The organism is Pseudoalteromonas mucoides, assembly GCF_049257175.1.
Lineage (GTDB): Bacteria > Pseudomonadota > Gammaproteobacteria > Enterobacterales > Alteromonadaceae > Pseudoalteromonas.
Genome location: NZ_JBMMUC010000013.1, coordinates 1 through 26,121, shown reverse-complemented (window position 1 = coordinate 26,121; position 26,121 = coordinate 1). Strand labels below are relative to the sequence as shown.

The following is a 26,121-nucleotide window of genomic DNA, read 5'->3' as shown; positions in this document are numbered from 1 at the left end:
TTCGCATTAACTTAAGTGTCTTTAATCAAAAGGAGAAAGATTATGAAAACATTTAACAAATCTATGATTGCGGCTTTAGTTCTTGGTACAACAGCTATGGGTGCACAAGCAAGCAGCTGGGAAAATGAAAGTAAAGATGCTTGGATTGATGGTAAGGCAGAAACAGTTCTTTTAATGAACACTAATCTTAACAACTTTGACATTAACACTGACGTAAAAAATGGCAAGGTTGTGCTAACAGGTAAAGTGGAAAGCGACTTAGATAAAGAGCTTGCTGAAGAGCTTGTATTAAGCCTTGATGGTGTAAATGATGTTGATAACGAACTGACTGTCGTTAAAAATGTTGATACCGACCACAAACGCATGAAATCTGATGTTGATGACACTGAAAGCGATTTAACAGACGCAAAAATTAGTACGGTGATCACGACACGCTTCTTATTTAATTCAGAAGTTGGCGGTACAGATATCGACGTAGATACTGATAAAGGTGTAGTTACACTTAAAGGTACTGTTGAATCAGAAGCTGAAAAACAGCTAGCGATGAAAATTGCTAAAAATGCTGAAGATGTTCGCGACGTAGTTGATGAATTAACTGTTGTTGCTGAATAATCACTTATTATGAAATGCCCAGCTAGGCTGGGCTTTCTTATGCATTTTAGCAAATTGGCAAGGAGCGATCACAATGGATTTAATACGAATTATACTATCAGTGTTGATCCCACCACTTGGTGTTTTTTTACAAGTTGGTTTAGGGGCACAGTTTTGGATTAATATTTTGTTAACATTACTAGGGTATATTCCTGGTTTAATTCATGCGATTTACATAATCGCCAGACGTTAACTAAGTCTTAGCGATACAAGTCTTACAAGGAGGAGCTATGGAACATGTACAAAAGGGCTCTCAGCAAAGAAAAGCTGAATGTGCAACGGCGTTATGGACAGCTAAGCAGTGGAAGCAATTTATGAACTCATGATCAAAGGATGAATGTATCACTATGGATAAGTGACAAGGATTGAAGGTATCACGATGGATAGGTGACAAGGATTGAAGGTATCACAATGGATAAGTGACAAGGATTGAGCATATCACAATGGGTAGGTGACAAGGAATGAACGTACCACAATGGATAAGTGACAAGGATTGAATGTATCACGATGGATGTGACAAGGATTGAACGTATCACGATGGATATGTGACAAGGATTGAATGTATCACGATGGATGTGACAAGGATTGAACGTATCACGATGGATATGTGACAAGGATTGAATGTATCATGATGGATAAGTGACAAGGATTGGACGTATCACAATGGATAAGTGGCAAGGATGAACAAATTACTTAGTAAATTGTTGTCGTAGTTTTAGAGTAAACAGGGAGATTGCTAGGATGGTATCCATTAAATCATAAGTGCATGCTTATCTAATTGAGAGCATGCACTTATGAACACGTCTAAAAACGATTCTATTAAATTTCGAAGAACCTAGATAAGTAACCAAGTCGCAGTACCTAAGAAGGCGAATATGCCAACAATATCTGTGATTGTTGTTAATACAACACTGCCCGCGAGCGCAGGATCAATTTTCATCTTTTTAAGTAGTAGTGGAATACTAGCACCCGCAATACCTGCAGCTACCAAATTCATAAACATAGCAAACGCTAAAACGCCACCCAGTTTAAAATCCCATTGCCAAATAGCAACGACACCGGCTATTAAGATAGACCAAACCATGCCGTTGATTGCACCAATTGCGAGCTCTTTTAACATTAAAAAGCGTTGGTTTGTTTGATTGATGTGACCCACAGCAATACCACGGATCACTAAAGTTAAAGTTTGGCTACCTGCTACGCCCCCCATTGAAGGCACTATACCGTTGAGTACCGCTAGGATCGGCAATATAGCCAAGGTATTTTCGAAAAAACTCGCTACAATAGCGGCCAGAAGCGCTGTTAATAAGTTTACACCTAACCACACAGAACGTTTCTTCGAGCTTTTTAAGACGGGAGCGAAAGTATCTTCTTCATCATCGAGACCGGCTAAGCTTAACAAGCTGTGTTCAGCGTCTTCACGGATAACATCAACGATATCATCGATTGTGATACGGCCAAGCAAATGGTCATTATCATCAACGACTGGTGCTGATATCCAATTGTGTCGCTCGAATAGTTGGGCAACTTCGCTTTCATCCATGGCGATTGAAATTGACTCACAGTCTTCATCCATTAAGTCACGAATAATTTTATCTGGTGGGTTAGTCAAAAGCGTTGTTAGTGACATAGCCCCGAGAAAACAATTATGTTTATCTACAACGTATAGATCATCGGTGCCTTCAGGCAGCTCTCCGCGTAGGCGTAAATAACGAAGCACCACATCAATAGTAACATCAGGACGAATTGTTACTGTGTCCGTATTCATTAGGGCACCAGCAGAGCGCTCTTGATATGAAAGTGCCTGAGTTGCACGTTCTCTATCTTGGGTATCCATAGCTCCAACAACATCTTGGTAGACGGTGTCTGGTAAACTACGTAACACCTCCCCAAGATCATCATGGCTCATGTCTTCTGTTGCCGCAGCTATGTGCTCCGGCTCCATTTGCGCGATGATACCTAATCGTACGTCTTCAGAAAGCTCCTCTAAAACATCACCTTGAACATCAGGATCAACTAATTGCCAGAGTAATTTACGGATCTTATGCGGGGATGATTCGAGTAATAGTGCTGTGTCACAAGGAGCTGTTTTTGCCAACATTCGCCTAACTTGAACAAATTGACCACTATTGAGTGACTTGGTCACTTGTTTTAGTTGTTGTAGTGGGTAATCTTGTTCAAAAGCTTCAGGCATTGGCGTCCTTAGGTTACAAATTTTATTGGGTAGGGCGATAGCAAAGTAGACTTTATATACTTGCTTATCTTTATTCAGTTTAACGCAATTTTAAAAATAAATCGCTATTCGTGCTCGTGAAAACGTTGTTCGATTAGCTCACCAATGGCCTCTAGTGCAGGCTTGGCATCCGGTCCTTCGCATACGACTTTAACTTCTTTGCCTTGACTGCTCTCAAGCAACATTAAAGCTAAAACGCTGTCTCCAGCGGCTTGTTTATCGTCTTGGTATAGGGTAATCGTCGCATCGAACTTCAGCGCGAGCTGGGCTAAAACGCTGGCAGCTCGTGCATGTAATCCTAACTTATTCTTTATTAAAAAAGTGTCTTCTAAATGCATATCAAAGCCTGTAGCAGGTATTATTCTTGTTCACGGTGGCGGATTTTTACATTGCTATGACTCATTGCAAAGCTCTCACCTATAGTTTGTGCTAGATAAACAGATCGGTGTTGACCACCAGTACAACCAATTGCAATTGTGAGATAGCTGCGGTTATTGCGCTCTAAATGCGGTAGCCAGGTTTGCACAAATGTTTGAATTTGCCATGTAAACTTCTGCACAATACTGTGGCTAGCTAAATAATCTTTTACTGGTTGATCTAGGCCTGTTAGTGGCTTTAGCTCAAGCTCCCAATGTGGGTTTGGTAAAAAGCGTGCATCGAATACGTAATCAGCTTCTTTAGGAATACCGTGCTTAAAACCAAAGGACTCAAAAGTGATAATCAACTTTTTATCTTTTTTTCCTAAGATTTTTTCGCGAATTGATTCAGCTAGTTGATGAACGCTTAAGTCAGTAGTATCAAGGATAAAATCAGCACGCGTGATCAATACATCAAGCAATACTTTCTCTTGCTTGATAGCCAAATCAAGGGGTAAAGAGTCTAAAGATAATGGGTGTAAACGGCGCGTTTCTGAAAAGCGCTTGATCAGTGTTTGGTCGTCACTGTCTAAATAAAATAAAGTCGGGTTTGCAAAGCCAGGTAAATACTCAAGGATGTCATTAAACTCTTCCTGTTCTTTTGGCAGATTGCGCACATCAATACTAACGGCTGTTTTATCATAGTTATCAGAAACGCTTCGTACGAGTGAAGGCAGCAAGTTCACAGGAATATTATCAACACAATAATAACCCAGATCTTCTAATACGCGAAGGGCAACAGATTTACCAGAACCCGAGCGCCCACTGATGATAATTAACTCCATGTAATGACTCCTTCACTTTCTTATGACTGCTCGACAATAACTTGGTATAAGTCGTGGTCTGATTTAGCGCTACGTAATTGTTTACAAAAATCTTTATCGTTAAGTTTATCAGCAATTGTGGCCAAGGTCTTTAAATGAAGTTGACTCTCACCATCAGGTACGATGAGTGCCACAAATATATCAACAGGACGATTATCAATCGCATCAAAATTAATGGGCGTTTCACTCACTAGTATCAGTGCTAATGGTGTATCAACACCAGTCATTCTACCGTGAGGTATAGCAATTCCACGGCCAATACCCGTGCTTCCTAGTTTCTCTCGATTAAGTAGCGAGTTAAGAATTTCTTGTTCTGAAAGGTGAGGGAGTTGTTCATGAGCCAACTGGCTAATAAATTCTAAAATTCGTTTTTTGCTATTAAAAAGGACCGCAGCTTTACTGCAGTCCTTACAAGTAAGTGAACTTAGTTTCATAATATTAGTGTCGAGCGTGCTTCTCTTTGTGTTTGATAACTTGACGGTCTAGTTTATCTATTAGGGCGTCAATCGCAGCGTACATGTCTTGGTGTTCTGTTGAAGCAAATAAATCAGCACCACTGAGGTGTATTGTGGCTTCTGCTTTTTGGCTTAGCTTTTCTACGTCTAAAATGACGTGCACGTTGTTTATATGATCAAAGTGCCTTTCAAGCTTTGCAAACTTATTGTGTACATAGTCTCTAAGTGAATCGGTAATTTCTACGTGACGACCAGTTAAATTCAGTTGCATAAGCATTTTCCTTCTTTGTTTTTTTACGCCTTAAATCAAGCTCTTTCTTTGATTTGACGGTGGAATAGCCAGTGACTCGCGATATTTTGCGATTGTACGTCTAGCTACTTTGATACCTTGCTCTGCCAATATATCTGCAATTTTGCTATCACTCAATGGTTTCGCTGAGTTTTCTGCGCTAATTAATTTTTTGATTAATGCGCGGATCGCTGTAGACGAACATTCCCCACCGTTTTCAGTGCTTACATGACTTGAGAAAAAATATTTTAACTCAAAAATCCCTCTTGGGGTGTGCATGTACTTTTGGGTGGTAACCCGTGAAATGGTTGATTCATGCATCTCGACCATTTCAGCAACATCGTTTAATACCATAGGGCGCATTGCCTCGGGACCATGTTCAAAGAATCCTTGCTGCTGTTTAACGATGCAGTTGGTTACTTTGAGTAATGTGTCATTACGGCTTTCTAAACTTTTTATAAACCACTTTGCTTCTTGCAAGTGGGAGCGAATAAATTGGCTGTCGCTACTCGATTTAACCGAGCGAGACATAGCTGCATATTGGCTGTTTACTCTAATTTTAGGCATGCTATCGGGATTTAACTCAACAACCCAACGGCCTTTGATTTTCTTTACTGAGACATCTGGAATAACGTATTCAGATTCTTCACGTACAATACTATCCGCAGGCTTTGGGTTTAGACTGTGGATGAGTGTCATCACTTCTTTAAGCTCATCTTCCTTAAGCTTAGTCTTTTTCATCAAAGTTCGGTAGTCGCGACTGGCTAATAAATCGATATGTTCAGTTAAAATCATTTTTGTTTCGCTAATCCAAGGAGTTGCGGGGTCAAATTGATTTAGTTGAATACATAAACATTCTTGCAAGCTGCGTGCGCCAATACCAATTGGGTCAAACAGTTGAATACGTTTTAGAACCGCCTGAACTTCATCAAGCTCAATTTCTTCTTCGTTATTATCTTTATTTAGGCTTTCAGCAATGTCTTCACAGCTTAAGGTTAAAATACCTGAGTCGTCGATAGCTTCGACAATGGCAATCGCAATCGCCTCGTCGGTCGGACTAAATGGGGTTAGCTGTAACTGCCACATAATATATTCATGCAAGGTTTCGGTTGAAGCCCCTTGATAAATAGATTCATCTTCAGGCATCGGGCCTGATGAGCTGGCAGGAGCGGCGCTCATGTACTCATCCCAGGTCACATCCATAGCCATATCGTCACTTACGGTGTCTTTATTAAGTGCTTCACTGCTTTCTTGTTCGTATTCGCTTGGTGTCTCATCGGCAGAAGCACTTACTGTGACGTCTTCGGTATCTTGTTTTTGTTCATTTTTGCCAGCCGTTTCGTCACTAAACTCTTGCTCTTCAACTTCAAGCAATGGATTGCTGTCGAGTGCTTCTTGAATTTCTTGCTGGAGATCCAATGTACTTAGCTGCAATAAGCGAATTGCTTGTTGCAGTTGTGGAGTCATTGTAAGTTGCTGGCCCATGCGCAGCTGGAGTGATTGCCTCATTTATCTCTAACAATCCTTTTATTGTGTTGTCATAATTTAGTTTAGCAGATAGTTAGCTGAGCGTTGCTTTATAGCCTAAATTGCTCACCCAGATATACATCGCGAACTGTTTGGTTGGCAAGTACATGCTCAGGAGTTCCTGATGCAATTAACTCCCCATGAGAAACAATGTAGGCTTTTTCGCAAACATCAAGGGTTTCTCTTACATTGTGGTCGGTTATAAGTACGCCGATACCACGGTTTTTAAGGTGCTCGATAATCTTCTTTATATCTAACACTGAAATGGGATCAACGCCAGCAAAAGGCTCATCTAACAGAATAAATTTAGGATTTGCGGCTAAAGCGCGCGCAATTTCAACTCGACGGCGCTCACCACCTGACAATGCCATACCTTGGCTGTCGCGAATGTGTTGAATGCTAAATTCATCAAGTAGGCTATCTAAGGCTTCTTCACGGGCTGTTTTGTTTAGCTCTTTACGGGTTTCTAAAATCGCCATGAGGTTTTGGTAAACGGTCAATTTACGAAAAATAGATGACTCTTGTGGTAAATAGCCAATTCCTAAGCGAGCACGGCTGTGCATGGGTAATAATGTAATATCGTTATCATCAATACTAATTTTACCTTTATCGCTGGGCACTAAGCCAACAATCATATAAAAAGTAGTGGTTTTGCCTGCGCCATTAGGGCCTAGCAGACCAACAATACTCCCAGCGCTAACTTCTAAGCCAACACTTTTTACAACTTGGCGGCCCTTGTAGCTTTTTGCTAAAAACTCGGCTTTTAATGTACTCATAGCTGGCCTTTTGATTTTTTGCTATCGACAGGTACTAAAATTGTATGCACGCGGTCATTTGAGTCTTCGCCTCTTTCAGCACTTATTAGTTGCTGTTCCATATCGTAGGTGATGCTTTTAGCGTTAATTTTTTGTCCTGCTTGGGTTACTTTCGCGTTGCCAATTAAAGTTAACAGGCGCTTTGCTACATCGTAACGAACTTCGTCAGCACTGGCGCTCATTAGGGTGCCATCGGCTTGTTTTTCTTCAAAGTATGCAGGTTTGCCAGTGGCCACGAGTAGCTGTTTGTTATCGCCTAAGTCTTCACGTTTATGTACTTCAAGGCGATCTGCTTTAATACGGCGGTTACCGTGGATAATTTCAACGTTTTTTTCAAAAATACCGACATTAGATTTAAGTTGAGCTTGTTGTTTATCGGCGCTGATTGAGACCTGATCGGCCGGTGGCATTGTATCTTGGGCAAAGCTCGAATATGCAATGAATAAGCTTGGTATTATAAGTAGGTTGGCAAGTTTATTGGTCATAATATATGGTTCGCGTATGGTTAATTAGTTCAATTACTTCGGCTTTTAAATCGGCTTGTAATCCGCGCCCAGTAATTTTTAAATTTGGGCCGACTAACTCGACTGGTTGCTCTGAACTCATGGTTTGAAGTTCAATATCAACTTGAATGTTATCGGCATTAATATGGTCTATCATGGCATTGTTTGTGAGGTTTTTCGCCGTCACATTGCCTTCTAAAACCAGCTGGTTATTTTCATACAATGTGGCTTCTGCTGCATTAATTTGCCACATTTGTTCTTGATTGTATAAAGTGAAAATAGGCTCTTCAAAGTAAGTGAACCCTAACTGCTGATATAATTCCATTTTTGCAGCGGTGACTTTGTGGCTTATTTTACCTTGCTCATCAAAGGCTGTTTGTTTTAAAGCCACAGCGGTGTAATCGGGCTTGGCAATAACATCTTCTTCAACGAGCTGCTCTATGTTTGTTTGGTTAAAATATGGATACCAAAGCCAAACCATACAGCTTATAAATAATACGCTTAAAACTAAACGCGCACTATTCATGAGCTGGTTCCTTCGCTGGTTAGCGATTTTTCGTTTTCAAGCATTAATAAATCAGTGAGCTCTCTTACAGCGCCAAACCCACCCGGTAGCATAGTGGTATAATGCGATACGCGTTTGATTAACGGGTGTGCATCGTTCACCGCTACTGCAAAGCCAACTTGCTCCATAACAGGAAGATCAGGGCCATCATCGCCAATATAGGCGATTTGCTCATCGGTTAAGCTCAGTTTATCTTTAAGCTCTTGATAGGCTTGCAGCTTATTTTCTTGGCCTTGATAAATATGTTGTACTGTTAGGCTAGTCATTCGCTGCTGAACTATCTGTGAATGACGTCCAGTGATAACAGCAACATCAAAACCGCTGTTGATTAGCGCTTTGATGCCAAAACCATCTTTGGTATTAAATGCTTTTAATTCTTCGCCTTGATTACCTAAGTAAATTCGACCATCAGAAAATACGCCGTCAATATCACAGATAAGCAATTTAATTTTTTTAGCGCGGGTTTGAGCATCTAAGCTCAGTGGCTGGTATAAGTCAGCAAATTGCATTTATAACACTCCTGCTTTGAGCAAGTCTTGCATATTTAGTGCACCAATGGGGTGACGATTTTCATCAATGACAATAAGACCGTTAATACGTTTACGCTCCATAATATTAAGCGCTTCGGCGGCAAGCATGTCCGCAGTTGCCGTGGTACACGAACGTGTCATGACTTCACTGATAAGTGTGCTATGTATATCGATACGTTGCTCTAAAATACGACGTAAATCACCGTCAGTGAACAAACCATTAAGTTGGCCAAGGTTGTTTACAATTGCTGTCATGCCTAGGCCTTTGGCTGACATTTCTATTAAAGCGTCTTTAATGCATTGGGTGTCTTTAATAATAGGCGTTGAGGCGCCATCATGCATTAAATCTTTTAAGCACAGTAATAAACGTTTGCCTAAACTGCCGCCTGGGTGTGATAGGGCAAAATCGTCGGCTGTGAAACCTCGTGTCTCAAGTAGGGCGACGGCTATTGCATCTCCCATTGCAAGTGTTGCTGTGGTGCTGGCTGTTGGTGCAAGGCCAAGAGGGCAAGCTTCTTTAGATACTTTAATGCATACATGAGCATCAGCCCAATTTGCCATTGACGATGTTGGGTTGCTGGTCATTGCGATCATTTTAGCGCCAATGCGTTTAATCACTGGGATTATATTGAGCACCTCACTGGTTTCGCCAGAATTAGATATCAGCATGACTACATCACCACGGGTGATCATACCTAAATCACCGTGGCTCGCTTCACCAGGGTGAACAAAAAAAGCCGGTGTACCGGTGCTTGCTAATGTAGCAGCAATTTTATTGCCAATATGGCCCGACTTGCCCATGCCGACAACGATAATTCGGCCTTGGCATTGATACATCAACTGACAGGCCTGGTTAAAGTTTTCGTCTAGGTATTGAGCTATATCAACAAGGGCTTGACGTTCAATATCAAGTACTCGTTTTCCTTGTTCAATAAAATTTAACTGCGTCATTGTGTTGTCCAATTTATTCGGTATTAAGCTACTTGGCTAAAAATATAACCTTGATAAGCAACAAACGCGGCTAATAATAAGCCACCTTCAACTCTATTAATACGGCGCGCCCCACGAAAACTCAAGGACATAGCGATTAATGCGATGGTGGCACCTATCATAATTAGCGCGTCACGGTTTGCCGCAGACGGGTCAATTATCGAAGGATTTATAATCCCCGCTAATGGTAAAACGGCTAGTAAGTTAAAAATATTAGAGCCAACAATATTACCCAATGCTAAGTCGTCTTCGTTTTTTAGTACCCCTGCAATACAAGCTGCAAGTTCAGGCAAGCTGGTACCGATAGCAATAATAGTCAAGCCGATGACTAAATCGCTTAAACCAAAATACTTTGCAATATCAACAGCTGAACCAACTAAAAAGTGAGAACTTAAAGGCAGTACGACCATGCCGACGACGAGCCAAAATAGTGCTGATTTAGTTGGAACATTATCTGGCACATCTTCACAGGCTTCACTAACAAATGGGTCATCGACTTGGTTTTTAGCGCGAATCGAAATGATGATAAGCCCAGCAATAAAAACAATAAATGCAATTAGTAGCGCAATGCCTTCGGCAAATGAAAAGTAGTTATCTGAAAACACATACCAAGCAGCAACCGAAATAAGTAACACCAGCGGCATTTCTCGCTTGAGTGTTGTTGAAGATACCGAAAGCGGGCGCAACAGTGCCGTAATACCTAATACCAACAAAATATTAGTGATATTTGAACCGACTGCATTACCAACTGCAGTATCCGTTTTACCGGCAAGAGCAGCGGAGGCCGACACCATCATTTCAGGTGCTGATGAACCCATAGCAACAACGGTTAAACCGACTATTAAAGTCGGTACGCCGAAATTTTTTGCCAGGGCTGCAGCACCATAAACAAAGCGATCTGCGCTCCAAACAAGTCCAGCAAATCCAAGAATTAAAATGACAAAAGAAGTCACCATTACATTACGCCAATTATTCAATATCAGATTGCAGTAAATAGTAACAAAAGCCAACCTGAAAGTATAAATAAAAGAATCAGGTCTATATCTCAGTAAGTCGTTATTTTTAGCTTAGAAAAATTTATTTAAGGCTAGGTTAAGTCAGTGTTAGCAAGGCTTAGGGTGTTATTACATAGAATATTACAAAATTTTACGATTTGTTTTTTCCATCTTTGCGTAAAAAGCCTTAAAATAGGGGAAGTAGTGAAAATAGAAATGGAGAGCGACTTGTCGCAACCAATAGTAGAAATCAAGGATGTAAGCTTTTCACGGGGCGATAGAAGCATATATAAAAATATGAGCTTTAGCGTTCCGAAAGGCAAGATCACTGCCATTATGGGGCCCAGCGGTATTGGTAAAACTACCATGCTGCGTTTAATTGGTGGTCAATTAAAACCCGATAGCGGCACGATTTTGTTTGAAGGTGATAATATCCCAACTATGACGCGCAAAGAGCTTTATGCAGCGCGTACCAAAATGAGCATGCTATTTCAAAGTGGCGCATTGTTTACCGATATGTCTGTTTTTGACAATATCGCGTTTCCGCTTAGAGAGCACACCCGCCTTAGTGAAGATTTAATTCGCCTTGTTGTGTTAATGAAATTACAAGCTGTGGGTTTACGTGGCGCACAAGACTTAATGCCGTCAGAGCTTTCTGGTGGTATGGCTCGTCGTGCTGCACTTGCTCGCTCTATTGCTTTGGACCCTGAGCTTATTATGTACGATGAGCCGTTTGCCGGACAAGATCCAATCTCTATGGGTGTGCTGGTTAAACTAATTAAATCACTGAACCAAGTACTTGGATTATCATCACTTATTGTTACTCATGATGTAACAGAAGTAATGAGTATTGCTGACCATGTAATCATTATTGCCGATCAAGGTGTCATAGGTAGTGGCTCACCAGAGCAAATGCGCAACCATGAATCGCCATTAGTACAGCAGTTTTTAAAAGGGCTTTCAGATGGGCCTGTACCGTTTCATTTCCCGGCTCAGCCTTATAATGACGAGTTGCTTGGAGGGCGTAGCTGATGTTTGATTTATTTCAAAAGCTAGGTCATAAAACATTGGGTCGATTTGCTGCACTTGGCCGCTCAACGCAAATGTTGATTGGTGCACTGTGGAATCTACCTAATTTCAGAAAAGGCACACCACTGCTTATTCGCCAACTCTATATGGTGGGTTCGCAATCATTACTGATTATTATGGTATCAGGTCTATTTATTGGTATGGTGCTCGCGCTGCAAGGCTACACCGTTTTAGTGGGTTATGGTGCAGAAGACAGCCTTGGGCCACTTGTTGCATTGAGTTTACTCAGAGAGCTAGGCCCTGTTGTTACGGCTTTGCTATTTGCCGGACGAGCAGGAAGTGCACTTACTGCAGAAATTGGTTTGATGAAAGCGACCGAGCAGTTATCGAGCCTTGAAATGATGGCGATTGATCCGCTTAAGCGTATTATAGCTCCTCGCTTTTGGGCTGGTTTTATTAGTATGCCACTGCTGGCGTTAATCTTCTCAGCGGTTGCAATAATTGGTGCTCATTTAGTGGGTGTTGACTGGTTAGGTGTTGATACCGGTAGTTTTTGGTCAATCATGCAGTCACAGGTGTCATTCCAACAAGATATTTTAAATGGCATGATTAAAAGCTTTGTATTTGCCATCGTTGTAACTTGGATAGCACTTTATAAAGGTTATGACTGTGTACCAACTTCGGAAGGGATCAGTAAAGCAACAACAGAGACCGTTGTACACTCATCTTTGGCTGTTTTAGGGTTTGATTTTATTTTGACAGCGGTAATGTTTACCAGCTAAAAAAGGTATTAGATAATGAATTCACGGAAATTAGAAATTTTAGTTGGCTTTTTTGTAGCTCTTGGCATTGCAGCTTTTGCTATGCTGGCATTAAAAGTAGCTAACGCAGGCATTAGTGGTAGTGGCGAAACATACTTGCTAAAAGCCAAATTTGAAAATATCGGCTCATTAAAAGCACGTGCTCCAATTAAGGTTGGCGGTGTTGTCGTCGGGCGTGTTGAGGCTATTTCAATCCATCCGCAAGAGTTTTTGCCAGTAGTTGATATGACCATTGATGCGCAATATCAATGTCGCTTCTCAGATACCAGTTCGGTATCGATTTTAACCTCGGGTATTTTAGGTGAGCAGTATTTAGGAATTAACCCAGTCATCGCACCTAAATCTGCAGAGCAAGCCTGCTTAGGTCTTGAAGTAACAAGTAATGATCAAGACTTAGGCTTGGACGAGTTATTTGGCGTAGAAAGCAAAGCTTTAAATGACGGCGATTTTATTACCGATACCAAATCTGCTTTAGTGCTTGAAGAATTGATCGGGCAGTTTTTATTCAATCAAGGTGGTGAGTAATTATTATGTTTAAGAAATTTTTAACTTTAGTGGCATTTGTTTTTATCGCAACTAATGTAAATGCTCAGTCCGTTAATTTAAAAGACCCATATAAAATGGTTCGTCAGGTATCTGATAACACTTTTCAGCGTATTACCCGCGATCAGCCATTAATTGAGCAAGATAAAGAGCATTTACGTGTCATAGTTACTGAAGAATTAATGCCTTACATTGATTATAAATATGCTGCACTACGCGTATTAGGTAGCCATGTATCAAAAGTTCGTGCAATTAAAGATCCGGCAGAGCAAAAGCAAGCAGTTGAAAACATTAAAGAGTTTATTGATGCCTTTCAAGAATATTTAGTAGCGACTTATGCTGGTGTTTTTACTCAATATACAAATCAACAGGTTGAATTTGCACCTGCTAGAACGTTTGCTGGGCAGGATGTTGTATTAGTAAAAACTAAAATTGTAGATCCTAATAAGCCTGATATTAAAATTGATTTTAAAGTACGCGAAGACAGAAGCGGTGATTGGCGAGCTTATGACATGGTAGCTGAAGGAATCAGTCTATTAGATGCGAAACAAAGCGAACTGCAAGGGATTCTTCGTCAGCAGGGTATTGAGCATGTCAGTAACCTGCTTAGACAGAAAAGTCAGTTACCAGTCCAATTTAGAGGCGAAGGTGGTAATGAGTAAAGTAAGCGTTACTCAAATCGACGAGCAGCAATTTCGAGTTAGTGGTGAATTAACCCGAAACTCAATTGCTGCTGAACGGCTTATTAATAAAAACTCACAAACTAACCATAAAACTTGGTATTTTGACCTTTCTGATGTATCAAGGGTTGACACGGCGGGCTTAGCTTGGTTAATTCACTCTTTCGCAGAATTAAAGCAGCAAGGCATTCGCCTTGAATTGCAAAATATACCTGATCAATTGCAAAAGTTAATGCAGTTAGGTCAAGTTACAACCCTATTTGAGTGAGAGTTATGCAAACAAGCGAAGTCGAGACGTTATTACGCGACGAATTACAATTAGCTGAAGTTCATGTAAAAGCCAATGGTAGTCATTATGAAGTGATTGCAGTAGGCGAGTGCTTTGATGGTCTGAGTCGAGTGAAAAAACAGCAGCTAGTATATGCACCATTAATGAATACCATTTCTGACGGTACTATTCATGCCGTGTCTATTCGTGCTTTTACACCTACAGAGTGGAAGCGTGAACAAAAATTTATCTTACCGCAATAACTAAGGCCTCCTCATGGATCAATTTGTAATTCAGGGTGGCACAGGGCTTGCGGGTGAAGTGACGATTTCTGGCGCAAAAAATGCCGCGCTACCGATTCTTTTTGCCGCTCTTTTAGCCGATGGTAAAAGTACGTTTAATAACGTACCGCGTTTGCGTGATATTGGGACTACTGAAGCATTGTTAAAAACCCTTGGGGCTGATGTACAGTGGCAAGGCGATCAGTTAGTTATTGATGGTGCTACCGTTGATAAAACGCTTGCTCCTTATGACTTAGTAAAACAAATGCGTGCATCTGTTTTAGCGTTAGGACCATTGGTTGCTCGTTTTGGTCAAGCTCAAGTGTCATTACCTGGCGGGTGTGCAATTGGTGCTCGTCCAGTTGATATTCATATTCAAGGCCTTGAGCGTATGGGCGCGAATATTCAAGTTGAAAATGGCTACATTAATGCCAGTGTTGACGGCCGCTTAAAAGGCGCTGAAATATACATGGAAATGGTCAGTGTTGGCGCAACCGAAAACCTATTAATGGCTGCTACACTTGCTGATGGTAAAACCGTACTTGAAAACGCAGCTCGTGAACCCGAAATAACGGATCTTGCGGCGTGTTTGATTGCTATGGGTGCAAGAATTACCGGTGCTGGCACTAGCCGTATTGAGATTGAAGGTGTTGAGAAACTTCATGGTTGTGAACACCGTATTTTGCCTGATCGCATCGAAACAGGTACTTTTCTAGTTGCAGCAGCGATGGCTGGCGGCGAAGTATTATGTAAAGCCACTGATTTTCATAGTCTCGAACCTGTTATTGAAAAGCTTCGTGCCACAAATGCTCTGGTAGAAGTAACCGATGACACTATTTATTTAGATATGCGTAACCGTGAGCTTAAAGCCGTTAATATCAAGACGATGCCGCATCCCGGTTTTCCAACAGATATGCAAGCGCAATTTACAGCGCTTAATGTAGTGGCAAATGGTAGTGCGACTATCACAGAAACAATTTTTGAAAATCGCTTTATGCACGTACCTGAGCTTCAACGCATGGGAGCCAATATTCGCTTAGAAGGTAACACAGCAATTTGTGACGACACGAAGAGCTTAAGTGGTGCCCAAGTGATGGCAACTGACTTACGTGCATCAGCAAGCTTGATTTTGACTGGAATCGTGGCAAAAGGTGAAACCGTTGTAGATCGTATTTATCACGTTGACCGTGGTTATCAACGTATTGAAGATAAGCTCAGTGCACTTGGTGCGAATATTAAACGTAGAAGTAGTTAAACATAAGTCGAAAGGTTCAAGTAACAAGGTTCAAGTGAGAACCTTGTTTTAATCTTTCGACTTTATCCTTTTACCTTGGAACTGATATTATAATTTCGTCTCAAGCTCTGCCACATTAACCATTACCTTAAGTATTTCCCCATTTCTATATAGCTGAAACTCAATTTCATGGCCTGGCTCTGAGTTACCGATTGTAGTGAGTGTTTTTTGTGGGTTACTGACATCTTCACCAGCAATTTTAACGATAATATCTTGCTCTTTAATACCTGCTTGCCATGCAGGGCCTAATGGGTCTAAATTGGTAATACGAAGGCCTGCAACAGGCGTAAAGTTATCACTGACCTCTTTACCTGTACTATCAACCGCGGTGCCCGTGAAGCCCAAATAGCCACGTACTACGCGACCATGACGGATTAGTTTATCCATTACTTCTTTGGCTAATGAGTATGGCACTGCAAAGAAAATCCCTTGAATATCTAAGTTCTCGCGGGTTTTAAACTGCGCTGATGTAATACCGACTAAATCGCCATTGGAATTAACCAGTGCACCACCAGAGTTACCTACGTTAATTGCCGCATCCATCTGTAATAAACTGTTGTACGGGCTGTCGGTGATCTTTTGCTTACCTGTTGCACTGACTATACCTTGGGTAATTGTTTGACCTAAGTTAAGCGGGTTGCCTATGGCAAGTACTACGTCGCCAACACGCGGGTTAAAATCATTATTTATTGGGATTACAGGTAAGTGCTCGGCATTTATCTTTAATAATGCGAGATCAGTAATGGTGTCAAAGCCAATAAGTTGAACATCAAAAAAGCGGCGGCCATCGGTGAGGATCACCATAATTTGGTCGGCGTTATTAATAACGTGGTAGTTCGTTAAAATATAACCATCGCTGGACATGATAACTCCAGAACCCAGCTCTTGTACTGTGTTTTGGCGTTTATACCTAGGTTGACTAGAAATACTCTCAGAGAAAATAGTCACCACAGAAGGCCCTGCACGTTTAACTGCGTCAGCAAAGCTCAGGTGTTGTGCGGTGATTGCGCTTGGCAAGGTCACATTGGGTAATAACGCTGCACGCATATTGGGGCTAAAGAACACCACTAAAAAAGCAATGCCTAGTCCGGCAAACAACGGGGGGAGGACAAATTTTAAAAATTTTAGCACGGTATTCTTATTGTTAGTGGGCAATCCCTTTATGATGGCACAAAAAAAATAACAGCGGCAAGTGCCGCTGTTATTATTTATGTCATTTGTACAATATTTGCGTTATTGAATTAAAACAAATACAGATTCTCGCCCTCTTTTTACACCAAGCACAATATTACCTTTGGTGTTTTCGATGATCTTATTCATATCACGAATATTCTCAACTCGTTGGCGGTTTACTTGCATAATGATATCACCTTCTTCCAAGCCAACGCGTGCAGCTGGTGAGCGCGGATCAACAGAAGTCAGCTCAATGCCTTTAGCACCATTTTTTTGAATGCTTTCTAGCGTTGCACCTTGGAATGCTGGATGTAGCTCATCGCCTGAAGCACTCATGCCAGATGCGCCATCTAAAGTGACTTTAACCGTTTTTACTTTACCGTCGCGGTAAATGCCTAGTTTAACCTTTTTACCTTCGCCTAAGGTGGCTATCTTACTGCGTAATTCATGGAAGCCACTGATATCACTGCCATCGATACTGATAATAACATCACCGGCTTTAATACCTGCTTTGCTTGCAGCTGAGTCGTCCATTACTTGCATAACATACGCGCCTTGTTTGACGTCAAGCTGCTGTGCTTTTGCAAGTCCCGCATCTAATGGGCGACCAGAGATACCTAATGAACCACGACGAGTTTCACCGTGTTCAATAATTTGATCAACCAAGTTCTTCATCATATTTGATGGAATTGCAAAGCCAATACCAACATTACCGCCTGAGGCACCTAAAATAGCGGTATTAATACCAATGAGTTCACCGTTTAAATTAACGAGTGCACCACCTGAGTTACCTTGGTTGATAGCGGCATCAGTTTGAATGAAATCTTCGTAGCCTTCGATATTTAAACCACTGCGACCAAGCGCGCTGACAATGCCAGAAGTTACGGTGTGGCTTAAACCAAATGGGTTACCAATTGCAACAGCAAAATCACCTACTCGAAGTTGGTCTGAATTTGCTAATTTAATTTCTACTAAATCATCGGCATCAATTTGTAACAAGGCGATGTCTGACTCTTTATCACTGCCAATGCGTGTAGCTTCATATTCACGGCCATCTTCAAGAGTCACTAGCATTTTTTCGGCATCTTGTACCACGTGATTATTAGTAACAACATAACCTTCGTCGGCATCAATAATCACGCCAGAGCCTAAACCACTAAATTCTCGTTTTTGGCTGCGCGGTTGCGGATTGCCAAAAAAGAAGTCAAGAGGATCGGCGCGTCTACGAACTTCTTTAGAGCCTGATACTTGTATGCTCACCACGCCAGGAGTGATTTGCTCAAGCATAGGAGCTAGGGTAGGTAATTGTTGACCATTGACTGCCACTGGCATTTTAGCCATTGATACAGTAGGGGTTAATAATAGGCTCGCAGATAGAACAGCTGCGCTGATTAACGATAATTTCATTTTCATAGTCAGGGTTTACTCCACATCACAAAAAAGCAAAAACATAGACATAAAAAAGGGCTGCATAAGCAGCCCTTTTCTAGGTTTAGATATAAAGCTGTTATATCTACAGACTATGGGGTCAAAAAAAAGTTCATCAAGAGGCTTTAGAATGTTCTGAAACTTTGTCGTCTCCAGCAAATAAGCCTGACTCTCCCGATACGTAATCGGCAGGTTGCGCTTCAGCTGAAGAACGATCGCTTTGACGCTCTTTTAATGAGCGTTGCAGTTGCTCTGTGGTTTCTTTTGAAAAGAAAGGTTCAGCTGGGTGCTGTTTTTTATCACTTAATAATAGCTTGTTGGTCTCATCAACGTGATTCAAAAGCTGGTCATAGTTGTCCTTCATACGATTTACTAGCTTACCGGTACTCGCTAAGTGGTCCGCAACATCCTGGCGATATTGCTCTAGTGCATGCTTAGCTTGCTCTGCTTGTTCTTCTAGTTCATCTTGCTTAAATTGTTTTTTAGTCACAAACGCGCCCAAGAAAAACGCTGCGACGGCAATAATAACAATAATACCAATCCAAGTAACGGTGCCCATAAATTCTACCCCTTTGGGAAATAAAAAATAACGAAAAAATTGCGTGTGTAATTAATAAATTTAGTCTGTCGTTAAATAACCTAAGCCCAGGTTAAATAAATCTTACTGTCTCTAATATACCCCGAGTTACGATGCGTGTTAATATATTGCGCAAATTAAACCGTGTTTTATTGTAACTATCTATGACTCCTTGGCAAAAATACCAGCAAGATCTACAGCGTGATGACTTTGTACATGATGCCGCTCAAGAAAATGCAGTGCGTCACTTACAGCGACTATACGATGACTTAACCGCTGCCAAGCCAGCTGAAAAAGGTTGGTTTGCAAAGCTATTTAATAAAGATAGCACGCCGGCTATAAAAGGCTTGTACTTTTGGGGAGGTGTAGGGCGCGGTAAAACCTACTTGGTTGACACTTTTTATGAAGCGTTACCGGGTGATCGTAAGATGCGAGTGCATTTTCATCGCTTTATGCACCGAGTGCATGACGAACTTAAAAAGTTAAATAACAAATCGAACCCATTGGAGATTGTTGCGGATATATTTAAAGCAGAAACAGACATCATATGCTTTGATGAGTTTTTCGTGCAAGATATTACCGATGCAATGTTGCTAGGTGGTTTAATGGAAGCACTTTTTGCACGAGGTATCGTGCTCGTTGCTACATCTAACATCGTGCCTGACGAATTATACCGTAATGGCCTACAACGTGCGCGCTTCCTACCTGCGATTGAATTAGTAAATGCCAATACCGAAATTGTTAATGTGGACTCAGGCATCGACTATCGCTTACGAACACTTGAGCAAGCTGAAATATTTCACAGCCCACTTGATCAACAAGCCGATGCAAACTTATTTGAATATTTTGATAAGTTATCGCCAGAGCCAGGCAAGCTCGATACTTCAATTAAAATCGAAGGGCGGATGATAAAAACGCGTAAAGTAGCTGATTGTATCGTTATGTTTGAATTCAGTGAGCTGTGCGAAACAGCTCGCAGCCAAGTGGATTATATGGAAATAAGCCGTTTATACAATACGGTGATCTTGTCTAACGTTAAGCAACTAGGCCAAGCTAATGATGATGCGGCGCGGCGCTTTATTGCGTTGGTCGATGAGTTTTATGAGCGTAACGTTACGCTAATTATCTCAGCTGAAAAAGCGATTACTGAATTGTATACCCAAGGTAATCTAAACTTTGAATTCAAACGCTGTATTAGCCGTTTGCAAGAAATGCAGTCACTGGAGTATTTAGCAAGAGAACATTTGGCTTAAACGTGATGACAAGTTTACTTTACGCTCTTGATTTAAAGTTTATTGTCGCCATATCTAACAAGCACATTCGTTTTATCACTTAACTAAATTTAATCGGCCTTCAGCGCTGCGACAAATTTTATTGCATAAAACGGGTATCTTAACTACGCGATGGTTTGATGTTTCGCAGAGTCTGGTATAGTAGCGCACGTAATTAATGCTGAAATTAACAGCATTTAGCAAAATTACTAATTAATATGTGCTTTTATTGAGCAATATATTAATTGGTAATAATCCCCATGTATATATTGGGTGCATTAAATGGGTTAGCCAATGACTGGTTAGCAGAGAATACATTGTAACGGTTTTATCATGATATCTAATTTATTTACCAAGATTTTTGGTAGTCGCAATGACCGCACTATTAAAAATTTAAGAAAGACGGTCGCGCTAATTAACGCACTTGAAACGCAACTTGAAGCGCTTTCAGACGAAGATTTAAAAGCCAAAACAGCAGAATTTAGAGAGCGTTACGATAACGGGCAAAGCCTTGACGATATTTTGCCTGAAGCGTTTGCTGTGGTACGTGAAGCATCAAAGCGTGTTAATGGCATGCGTCACTTCGACGTTCAGTTACTCGGTGGCATGGTGTTACATCAAGGCCGCATAGCAGAAATGCGTACCGGTGAGGGTAAAACCCTTACTGCAAGTTTACCAGCTTATTTACGTGGCTTAACGGGTAAAGGCGTTCACGTTATTACCGTGAATGACTACCTTGCAAAGCGTGATGCTGAAACTAACCGCCCATTATTTGAATTTTTAGGCTTAACTGTTGGCTGTAACGTACCAGGTATGATGCCGCAACAGAAAAAAGAAGCATATAGCGCCGATATTACTTACGGTACTAATAACGAATTTGGTTTTGACTACCTACGTGACAACATGGCGTTTAGCATTAATGAACGTGTGCAGCGTCCACTTTATTACGCAGTAGTGGATGAAGTGGATTCAATCCTTATTGACGAAGCACGTACACCGCTTATTATTTCTGGCCCAGCTGAAGATAGCTCACAGCTATATACTGAGATTAACACCATCGTACCTTTACTTGAACTACAAGAAAAAGAAGACGAAGAGGGTGTTGAAGGTGACGGCGATTTCACTATCGATGAAAAGTCTAAACAAGTTCATCTTACTGAGCGTGGTCAAATTAAAGTTGAAGAGCTTTTAACTGAACGTGGTTTAATTGAAGAAGGCGACTCGCTTTATTCTGCGGGTAGCATTACGCTACTTAGCCATGTGTATGCCGCTTTACGTGCGCACAAACTTTATCAAAAAGACATTGATTACGTAGTAAAAGAAAACGAAGTAATCATTGTTGATGAGCACACAGGCCGTACTATGGAAGGTCGTCGTTGGTCTGAAGGTTTACACCAAGCTGTTGAAGCAAAAGAAAGTGTAAAAATTCAAAACGAAAACCAAACGTTGGCATCAATTACATTCCAAAATTACTTCCGTATCTATGAAACACTAGCAGGTATGACAGGTACTGCAGACACTGAAGCGTTTGAGTTCCAGTCAATCTATGGCCTTGATACGGTTGTTATGCCAACTAATAAGCCAATGATCCGTGATGATCGCGCAGATTTAGTTTATTTAACACAAGAAGAAAAATACGAAGCAATTTTAGTCGATATTAAAGATTGCCAAGAGCGTGGACAGCCAGTGCTTGTGGGTACTATTTCAATTGAAAGCTCTGAGTACTTGTCGCAATTCTTACGTAAAGAAAAGATAAAGCATAATGTACTTAATGCTAAGTTCCATGCTCAAGAAGCTGATATCGTTTCAGATGCAGGCTTACCGGGCACAGTAACGATTGCAACAAACATGGCCGGCCGTGGTACTGATATTGTACTTGGTGGTAACTGGCATAGCGAAGTTGAAAAACTTGAAAACCCAACCGATGAGCAAATAGCTGACATTAAAGCCGCATGGCAGGTTCGCCATGATGCTGTAATTGCTGCCGGTGGTTTGCATATTATTGGTACTGAACGTCATGAATCACGTCGTATCGATAACCAACTACGTGGTCGTTCAGGTCGCCAAGGTGATGCTGGTTCAAGCCGTTTCTACTTATCAATGGATGACGCATTAATGCGTATTTTCGCTGGTGAGCGCATGACTAACATGATGCGCAAACTAGGGATGCAACGTGGTGAGGCAATTGAGCATCCATGGGTAAACCGTGCAATTGAAAACGCACAACGTAAAGTAGAAGCACGCAACTTTGATGTTCGTAAGCAACTACTTGAATACGATGATGTAGCGAATGATCAACGTCGTGTGGTGTATGCACAGCGCAATGAATTACTGGTTGAAGGCGATATCTCTGAGACAATTACGGTTATTCGTGGTGATGTACTTGGTAATATCATTGACCAATATATTGCACCGCAAAGCCTTGCGGAAATGTGGGATATCCCGGGCCTTGAAGAGCGCTTGAAGCAAGACTTCTTATTAGAGTTGCCAATTTCACAATGGTTAGCAGACGATAACAAGTTATATGAAGAGAAGCTTCGTGAGCGTATCGAAGAAGAAGTGAATAACGCGTACAAAGAGAAAGAGCAGCAAGTAGGTGAGTCAGTTCTACGCCAGTTTGAAAAAGCAATTATGTTACAAAGCTTAGATCAACACTGGAAAGATCATTTAGCGGCAATGGATCACTTGCGTCAAGGTATTCATTTACGTGGCTATGCACAAAAGAATCCGAAGCAAGAGTATAAGCGTGAATCGTTTGAGTTATTCTCTGAAATGCTTGAAAACTTGAAAGTCGACGTTGTTGGCATTTTAAGTAAAGTTCAAGTTCGTGCAGAAGATGATGTAGAAAAAGTTGAAGAGCAACACCGTAAGAGTGAAAATGCTCCTCGCGAATATCAACATGAAGAAGCTGAACATGTAGGTGGCGAAGCACCTGCAAGTGCAACAGTAACTGCACGCGCTGAGCCAAAAGTGGGTCGTAATGAACCATGCCCATGTGGCTCAGGTCAAAAATTTAAGCAATGTTGTGGTAAGTTAAAATAACTATTGCTTTATTTTAATAAAAGCGACGCATGTGCGTCGCTTTTTTGTTTGTAAATTAAGGTTAAGGGTTAAAGGTGCTAGGGAAGTGACTAGGAGTTAGGGTTCATAGCTCGTGGCTTTTTCGCTGTGCAAAAATGGTTTTCGTAGAGGCTGGCTTTAGCCGCGAAAAGTGTAAGTGATTTTTTCACAAAGAGGTTAAGAGGTGCTGCGCTTAAGAGGTTAGGGCTAAAAGTAAAAGGCACTAGGAGCTAGGGTTCATAGCTCGCCGCTCGTGGCTTTTTCGCTGTGCAAAAAATGGTTTTCGTAGGAGCTGGCTTTAGCCGCGAAAAGTGTAAATGATTTTTTCACAAAGAGGTTAGGGCTAAAAGTAAAAGGCGCTAGGAGCTAGGGTTCATAGCTCGCCGCTCGTGGCTTTTTCGCTATGCAAAAATGGTTTTCGTAGGAACAGGCTTTAGCCGTGATTGGTTATAAATACGTTATAAGAGTAAATAATGATAAAAAAAATAGTACATGTTGCTGTAGGTGTAATTAAAGCTGGTAATACATTGTTTATCTGTAAGCGTCCAAATGATAAACATCAAGGTGGCTTATGGGAGTTTCCAGGTGGTAAAGTTGAGCGCGGTGAAAGCGTATTTGAGGCACTGAAACGCGAACTACAAGAAGAGGTGGCACTCACTATTCATAGCTCAACTGAATTAATGGTTATTGAACATGATTATGGTGATAAATGCGTGAAACTAGATGTGCATTTAGTGACTGATTTTAGCGGTGATGCACATGGTGCTGAAGGTCAGCAAAGTCTATGGGTAGCACTTAATAAGCTAGATGACTATAACTTCCCTGCAGCTAATGTAGAGATTATAGAAAAAATTAAAACAATAAACACAAATGAACGCTTATGATTAATAGCTATTGCTTTCGCTTTATATTGGATTAAAATTGATTTCTAACTGTACTTTTGGTGTGTGTAATGGCTAAAGACAAATTTGCGCCAAAACCGTTAAACGATATTATGGCGGGTTTAAGTGGCCGCTTATCCAGCTATGCAGGTAAAAGCCAAGCGCTTGATAAGCAACAAGCACTTTTAATTGAGTTTTTAAGTCCTAATTTAGCGGATAAGTGTCGAGTCAGTAATTACAAAGATGGTACGTTAATGATTGAAGCAGTATCAGCACCTATTGCTCTGCGTTTGAACTACCTTAAAATGGATATGCTCTCGCACTTTCGTAGCCAAGGTCTTGCAGAACTTGGCCAAATAAAGATTACTGCAAACCCTCAATCTACCCAACGCTTAAGTATCAATAATCCTGCTAAAACAGCTAATGCGACGATAGCTAAAAAACTTCCCATGAGTGAACAGACATCAGACTATCTTAATGCTATTGCGCAAAGTGCCCCCCCTTCGCTGCGTGAGAAGTTAGAACGCTTAGCATTACACGGCAAGAAAAAACAATAAACCTGCTCTAATTAAGCCCGTATTATGAATTTTTAAATTTCTTGCGGAAAAAACAACCGTCAGGTAGCAATGTTTATTAAGTGCTGGTATACTCCCGCGTCTGCCACGTTGCGTTCTATTGCCTTCATTAGCTTAGCCTCTTTTGAATGGCGCATAAAGTCTTAAACTCGAAGGGGTTGGAGCAAACATTTAGAGCGGTAATTAATAATAATTACCTGTGGTTTTAATTGAAAAACATTGGATTTTTATAAATGAAAACGTTTGTTGCTAAGCCAGAAACAGTAAAACGTGACTGGTACGTAGTTGACGCTGAAGGTAAAACTTTAGGTCGCATCGCTACTGAAATCGCTCATCGCCTACGCGGTAAGCACAAAGCTGAATATACTCCACACGTAGATACTGGTGATTACATCATCGTTATCAACGCGGAGAAAGTTACTGTAACTGGTAACAAATTCAAAGATAAAGTTTACTACGCTCACTCTGGTTTCCCAGGTGGTCTTAAGTCTACTACTTTTGATAAACTTCAAGCTGCAAAGCCTGAAATGATCATCGAGAAAGCTGTTAAAGGCATGTTGCCACGTGGTCCTTTAGGCCGCGCTATGTACCGTAAACTTAAAGTTTACGCGGGTACTGAGCACAACCATGCTGCACAACAGCCTCAGGTTCTAGACATTTAAGGAGCACTATCATGGCAAATCAATACTACGGTACAGGTCGTCGTAAAAGTTCAAGTGCTCGCGTATTCTTACGCCCAGGCACTGGTAACATCGTAATCAACAAGCGCTCTTTAGAAGAGTACTTTGGTCGCGAAACAGCACGTATGGTTGTTCGTCAAGCTCTTGAGCTTGTAGATATGACTGAAAAGTTTGACTTACACATCACCGTTGCTGGTGGTGGTACTACTGGTCAAGCTGGCGCAATCCGTCACGGTATCACTCGTGCACTTATGGAGTTTGACGAGTCACTACGTCCACAACTTCGTAAAGCCGGTTTCGTTACTCGTGATGCGCGTAAAGTTGAGCGTAAGAAAGTGGGTCTTAAGAAAGCACGTAAGCGTCCACAGTTCTCAAAACGTTAATATTACGTTTTACAGAATTCCAAAAACCCAGCCTCGGCTGGGTTTTTTGTTTTTAGTGCTATAAAGTTAGCGAGGGTAAAGTTAGCGAGGGTAAAGTTAGCGAGGGTAAAGTTAGCGAGGGTAAAGTTAGCGAGAGTAAAGTTAGCGAGAGTAAGGTTAGCGAGAGTAAGGTTAGCGAGAGTAAAGTTAGCTAGGGTAAAGTTAGCTAGGGTAAAGAGGCAAAATACTTGACTACCGCGTTTTAAAACTCATTCTGATAAAACTCGCAAACTCGCAAACTCGCAAACTCGCAAACTCGCAAACTCGCAAACTCGCAAACTCGCAAACTCGCAAACTCGCAAACTCGCAAACTCGCAAACTCGCAAACTCGCAAACTCGCAAACT

General features: G+C 41.2%; 30 protein-coding genes and 1 pseudogene. 15 read left to right on the top strand and 16 right to left on the bottom strand.

The window, feature by feature from the left end; all coding sequences use genetic code 11:
* Window positions 1-42 precede the first annotated feature (42 nt).
* Both AAEU30_RS14595 and AAEU30_RS14590 read left to right on the top strand, forming a co-directional pair.
* Window positions 43-612: a BON domain-containing protein gene (locus AAEU30_RS14595; RefSeq protein ID WP_290209447.1), complete on the top strand. Its 570-nt coding sequence runs from the start codon at window positions 43-45 to the stop codon at window positions 610-612.
* A gap of 73 nt (window positions 613-685) precedes the next feature.
* On the top strand, window positions 686-844 hold the full coding sequence (locus tag AAEU30_RS14590) for a YqaE/Pmp3 family membrane protein (RefSeq protein ID WP_087533135.1): 159 nt from the start codon (window positions 686-688) through the stop codon (window positions 842-844).
* Between the two features lie 642 nt (window positions 845-1,486).
* Here AAEU30_RS14590 and mgtE read toward each other — a convergent pair.
* From mgtE to AAEU30_RS14530, 12 genes are all read right to left on the bottom strand, one after another.
* Window positions 1,487-2,845: a magnesium transporter gene (gene mgtE, locus AAEU30_RS14585; protein WP_421961110.1), complete on the bottom strand. Its 1,359-nt coding sequence runs from the start codon at window positions 2,843-2,845 to the stop codon at window positions 1,487-1,489.
* A gap of 104 nt (window positions 2,846-2,949) precedes the next feature.
* Window positions 2,950-3,222 carry an HPr family phosphocarrier protein gene (locus tag AAEU30_RS14580; RefSeq protein ID WP_421961109.1) on the bottom strand — a complete coding sequence of 91 codons (273 nt, stop codon included), beginning with the start codon at window positions 3,220-3,222 and terminating at the stop codon, window positions 2,950-2,952.
* Between the two features lie 20 nt (window positions 3,223-3,242).
* Window positions 3,243-4,085, bottom strand: a complete 843-nt coding sequence (gene rapZ, locus AAEU30_RS14575; RefSeq protein ID WP_421961108.1) for an RNase adapter RapZ — start codon at window positions 4,083-4,085, stop codon at window positions 3,243-3,245.
* A 20-nt stretch (window positions 4,086-4,105) separates the two neighbouring features.
* Entirely contained in the window at window positions 4,106-4,558 is a 453-nt protein-coding gene (gene ptsN / locus AAEU30_RS14570) for a PTS IIA-like nitrogen regulatory protein PtsN (protein ID WP_421961107.1), read from the bottom strand.
* A 4-nt stretch (window positions 4,559-4,562) separates the two neighbouring features.
* Window positions 4,563-4,850, bottom strand: a complete 288-nt coding sequence (gene hpf / locus AAEU30_RS14565; protein WP_087533130.1) for a ribosome hibernation promoting factor — start codon at window positions 4,848-4,850, stop codon at window positions 4,563-4,565.
* Window positions 4,851-4,880: 30 nt separating this feature from the next.
* Window positions 4,881-6,377, bottom strand: a complete 1,497-nt coding sequence (locus AAEU30_RS14560; RefSeq protein ID WP_421961106.1) for an RNA polymerase factor sigma-54 — start codon at window positions 6,375-6,377, stop codon at window positions 4,881-4,883.
* Between the two features lie 68 nt (window positions 6,378-6,445).
* Window positions 6,446-7,171 carry an LPS export ABC transporter ATP-binding protein gene (lptB, locus tag AAEU30_RS14555; protein WP_087533128.1) on the bottom strand — a complete coding sequence of 242 codons (726 nt, stop codon included), beginning with the start codon at window positions 7,169-7,171 and terminating at the stop codon, window positions 6,446-6,448.
* Complete coding sequence (lptA, locus tag AAEU30_RS14550; protein ID WP_421961105.1) at window positions 7,168-7,695, bottom strand: lipopolysaccharide transport periplasmic protein LptA; 528 nt, start codon at window positions 7,693-7,695, stop codon at window positions 7,168-7,170. The genes lptB and lptA overlap by 4 nt, the downstream gene beginning before the upstream one ends.
* On the bottom strand, window positions 7,685-8,239 hold the full coding sequence (gene lptC / locus AAEU30_RS14545) for an LPS export ABC transporter periplasmic protein LptC (RefSeq protein ID WP_087533126.1): 555 nt from the start codon (window positions 8,237-8,239) through the stop codon (window positions 7,685-7,687). Before lptC ends, lptA begins: the two co-directional genes overlap by 11 nt.
* Entirely contained in the window at window positions 8,236-8,787 is a 552-nt protein-coding gene (gene kdsC / locus AAEU30_RS14540) for a 3-deoxy-manno-octulosonate-8-phosphatase KdsC (RefSeq protein WP_087533125.1), read from the bottom strand. Before kdsC ends, lptC begins: the two co-directional genes overlap by 4 nt.
* Complete coding sequence (locus tag AAEU30_RS14535; RefSeq protein WP_421961104.1) at window positions 8,788-9,759, bottom strand: KpsF/GutQ family sugar-phosphate isomerase; 972 nt, start codon at window positions 9,757-9,759, stop codon at window positions 8,788-8,790.
* Window positions 9,760-9,782: 23 nt separating this feature from the next.
* Window positions 9,783-10,754, bottom strand: coding sequence for a calcium/sodium antiporter (locus tag AAEU30_RS14530; RefSeq protein ID WP_421961103.1), 972 nt, complete (start codon window positions 10,752-10,754; stop codon window positions 9,783-9,785).
* A 255-nt stretch (window positions 10,755-11,009) separates the two neighbouring features.
* On the opposite strand from AAEU30_RS14530, the gene mlaF reads away from it, so the two are divergent.
* Genes mlaF through murA form a run of 7 tightly spaced genes read left to right on the top strand, consistent with a single transcriptional unit; the run spans window position 11,010 to window position 15,670 of the window.
* Window positions 11,010-11,825, top strand: a complete 816-nt coding sequence (mlaF, locus tag AAEU30_RS14525; RefSeq protein WP_421961221.1) for a phospholipid ABC transporter ATP-binding protein MlaF — start codon at window positions 11,010-11,012, stop codon at window positions 11,823-11,825.
* The gene (mlaE, locus tag AAEU30_RS14520) at window positions 11,825-12,604 is read left to right on the top strand and encodes a lipid asymmetry maintenance ABC transporter permease subunit MlaE (protein WP_087533122.1); all 780 of its coding nucleotides are present in this window, start codon (window positions 11,825-11,827) and stop codon (window positions 12,602-12,604) included. The genes mlaF and mlaE overlap by 1 nt, the downstream gene beginning before the upstream one ends.
* Window positions 12,605-12,619: 15 nt before the next feature.
* Window positions 12,620-13,168, top strand: coding sequence for an outer membrane lipid asymmetry maintenance protein MlaD (gene mlaD / locus AAEU30_RS14515; RefSeq protein ID WP_087533121.1), 549 nt, complete (start codon window positions 12,620-12,622; stop codon window positions 13,166-13,168).
* A 5-nt stretch (window positions 13,169-13,173) separates the two neighbouring features.
* Complete coding sequence (locus AAEU30_RS14510; protein ID WP_421961102.1) at window positions 13,174-13,848, top strand: MlaC/ttg2D family ABC transporter substrate-binding protein; 675 nt, start codon at window positions 13,174-13,176, stop codon at window positions 13,846-13,848.
* Window positions 13,841-14,134 (top strand): STAS domain-containing protein, encoded by a 294-nt coding sequence (locus AAEU30_RS14505; protein WP_087533119.1) that lies wholly within the window; start codon window positions 13,841-13,843, stop codon window positions 14,132-14,134. Before AAEU30_RS14510 ends, AAEU30_RS14505 begins: the two co-directional genes overlap by 8 nt.
* Before the next feature lie 5 nt (window positions 14,135-14,139).
* Window positions 14,140-14,397, top strand: coding sequence for a BolA family protein (locus AAEU30_RS14500; RefSeq protein WP_087533118.1), 258 nt, complete (start codon window positions 14,140-14,142; stop codon window positions 14,395-14,397).
* Window positions 14,398-14,410: 13 nt separating this feature from the next.
* The gene (gene murA, locus AAEU30_RS14495; protein ID WP_421961101.1) at window positions 14,411-15,670 is read left to right on the top strand and encodes a UDP-N-acetylglucosamine 1-carboxyvinyltransferase; all 1,260 of its coding nucleotides are present in this window, start codon (window positions 14,411-14,413) and stop codon (window positions 15,668-15,670) included.
* A gap of 87 nt (window positions 15,671-15,757) precedes the next feature.
* On the opposite strand, the gene AAEU30_RS14490 is transcribed toward murA, so the two are convergent.
* The 3 genes from AAEU30_RS14490 to AAEU30_RS14480 form a co-directional block, all read right to left on the bottom strand.
* Window positions 15,758-16,840 (bottom strand): trypsin-like peptidase domain-containing protein, encoded by a 1,083-nt coding sequence (locus AAEU30_RS14490; RefSeq protein ID WP_421961100.1) that lies wholly within the window; start codon window positions 16,838-16,840, stop codon window positions 15,758-15,760.
* A 102-nt stretch (window positions 16,841-16,942) separates the two neighbouring features.
* Window positions 16,943-18,295: a Do family serine endopeptidase gene (locus tag AAEU30_RS14485; protein ID WP_421961099.1), complete on the bottom strand. Its 1,353-nt coding sequence runs from the start codon at window positions 18,293-18,295 to the stop codon at window positions 16,943-16,945.
* Between the two features lie 130 nt (window positions 18,296-18,425).
* On the bottom strand, window positions 18,426-18,869 hold the full coding sequence (locus AAEU30_RS14480) for a Z-ring associated ZapG family protein (RefSeq protein WP_421961098.1): 444 nt from the start codon (window positions 18,867-18,869) through the stop codon (window positions 18,426-18,428).
* Between the two features lie 182 nt (window positions 18,870-19,051).
* Between AAEU30_RS14480 and zapE the strand changes: the two genes are divergently transcribed.
* The 6 genes from zapE (at window position 19,052) to rpsI (ending at window position 25,737) form a co-directional block, all read left to right on the top strand.
* Window positions 19,052-20,140, top strand: coding sequence for a cell division protein ZapE (gene zapE, locus AAEU30_RS14475; protein WP_421961097.1), 1,089 nt, complete (start codon window positions 19,052-19,054; stop codon window positions 20,138-20,140).
* Window positions 20,141-20,491: 351 nt separating this feature from the next.
* Window positions 20,492-23,200, top strand: a complete 2,709-nt coding sequence (gene secA / locus AAEU30_RS14470) for a preprotein translocase subunit SecA (RefSeq protein WP_087533112.1) — start codon at window positions 20,492-20,494, stop codon at window positions 23,198-23,200.
* 491 nt (window positions 23,201-23,691) lie between these two features.
* Window positions 23,692-24,102, top strand: coding sequence for an 8-oxo-dGTP diphosphatase MutT (gene mutT, locus AAEU30_RS14465; RefSeq protein ID WP_421961096.1), 411 nt, complete (start codon window positions 23,692-23,694; stop codon window positions 24,100-24,102).
* 68 nt (window positions 24,103-24,170) lie between these two features.
* Window positions 24,171-24,656: a DUF721 domain-containing protein gene (locus AAEU30_RS14460; RefSeq protein ID WP_421961095.1), complete on the top strand. Its 486-nt coding sequence runs from the start codon at window positions 24,171-24,173 to the stop codon at window positions 24,654-24,656.
* Between the two features lie 251 nt (window positions 24,657-24,907).
* Window positions 24,908-25,336, top strand: a complete 429-nt coding sequence (gene rplM / locus AAEU30_RS14455) for a 50S ribosomal protein L13 (protein WP_002957960.1) — start codon at window positions 24,908-24,910, stop codon at window positions 25,334-25,336.
* Between the two features lie 8 nt (window positions 25,337-25,344).
* Window positions 25,345-25,737 (top strand): 30S ribosomal protein S9, encoded by a 393-nt coding sequence (rpsI, locus tag AAEU30_RS14450; RefSeq protein WP_024600778.1) that lies wholly within the window; start codon window positions 25,345-25,347, stop codon window positions 25,735-25,737.
* Between the two features lie 2 nt (window positions 25,738-25,739).
* Here the strand turns inward: rpsI and AAEU30_RS14445 are convergent.
* A pseudogene (locus AAEU30_RS14445) lies at window positions 25,740-25,943 on the bottom strand (pentapeptide repeat-containing protein); the annotation flags it as partial.
* Window positions 25,944-26,121 lie beyond the last annotated feature (178 nt).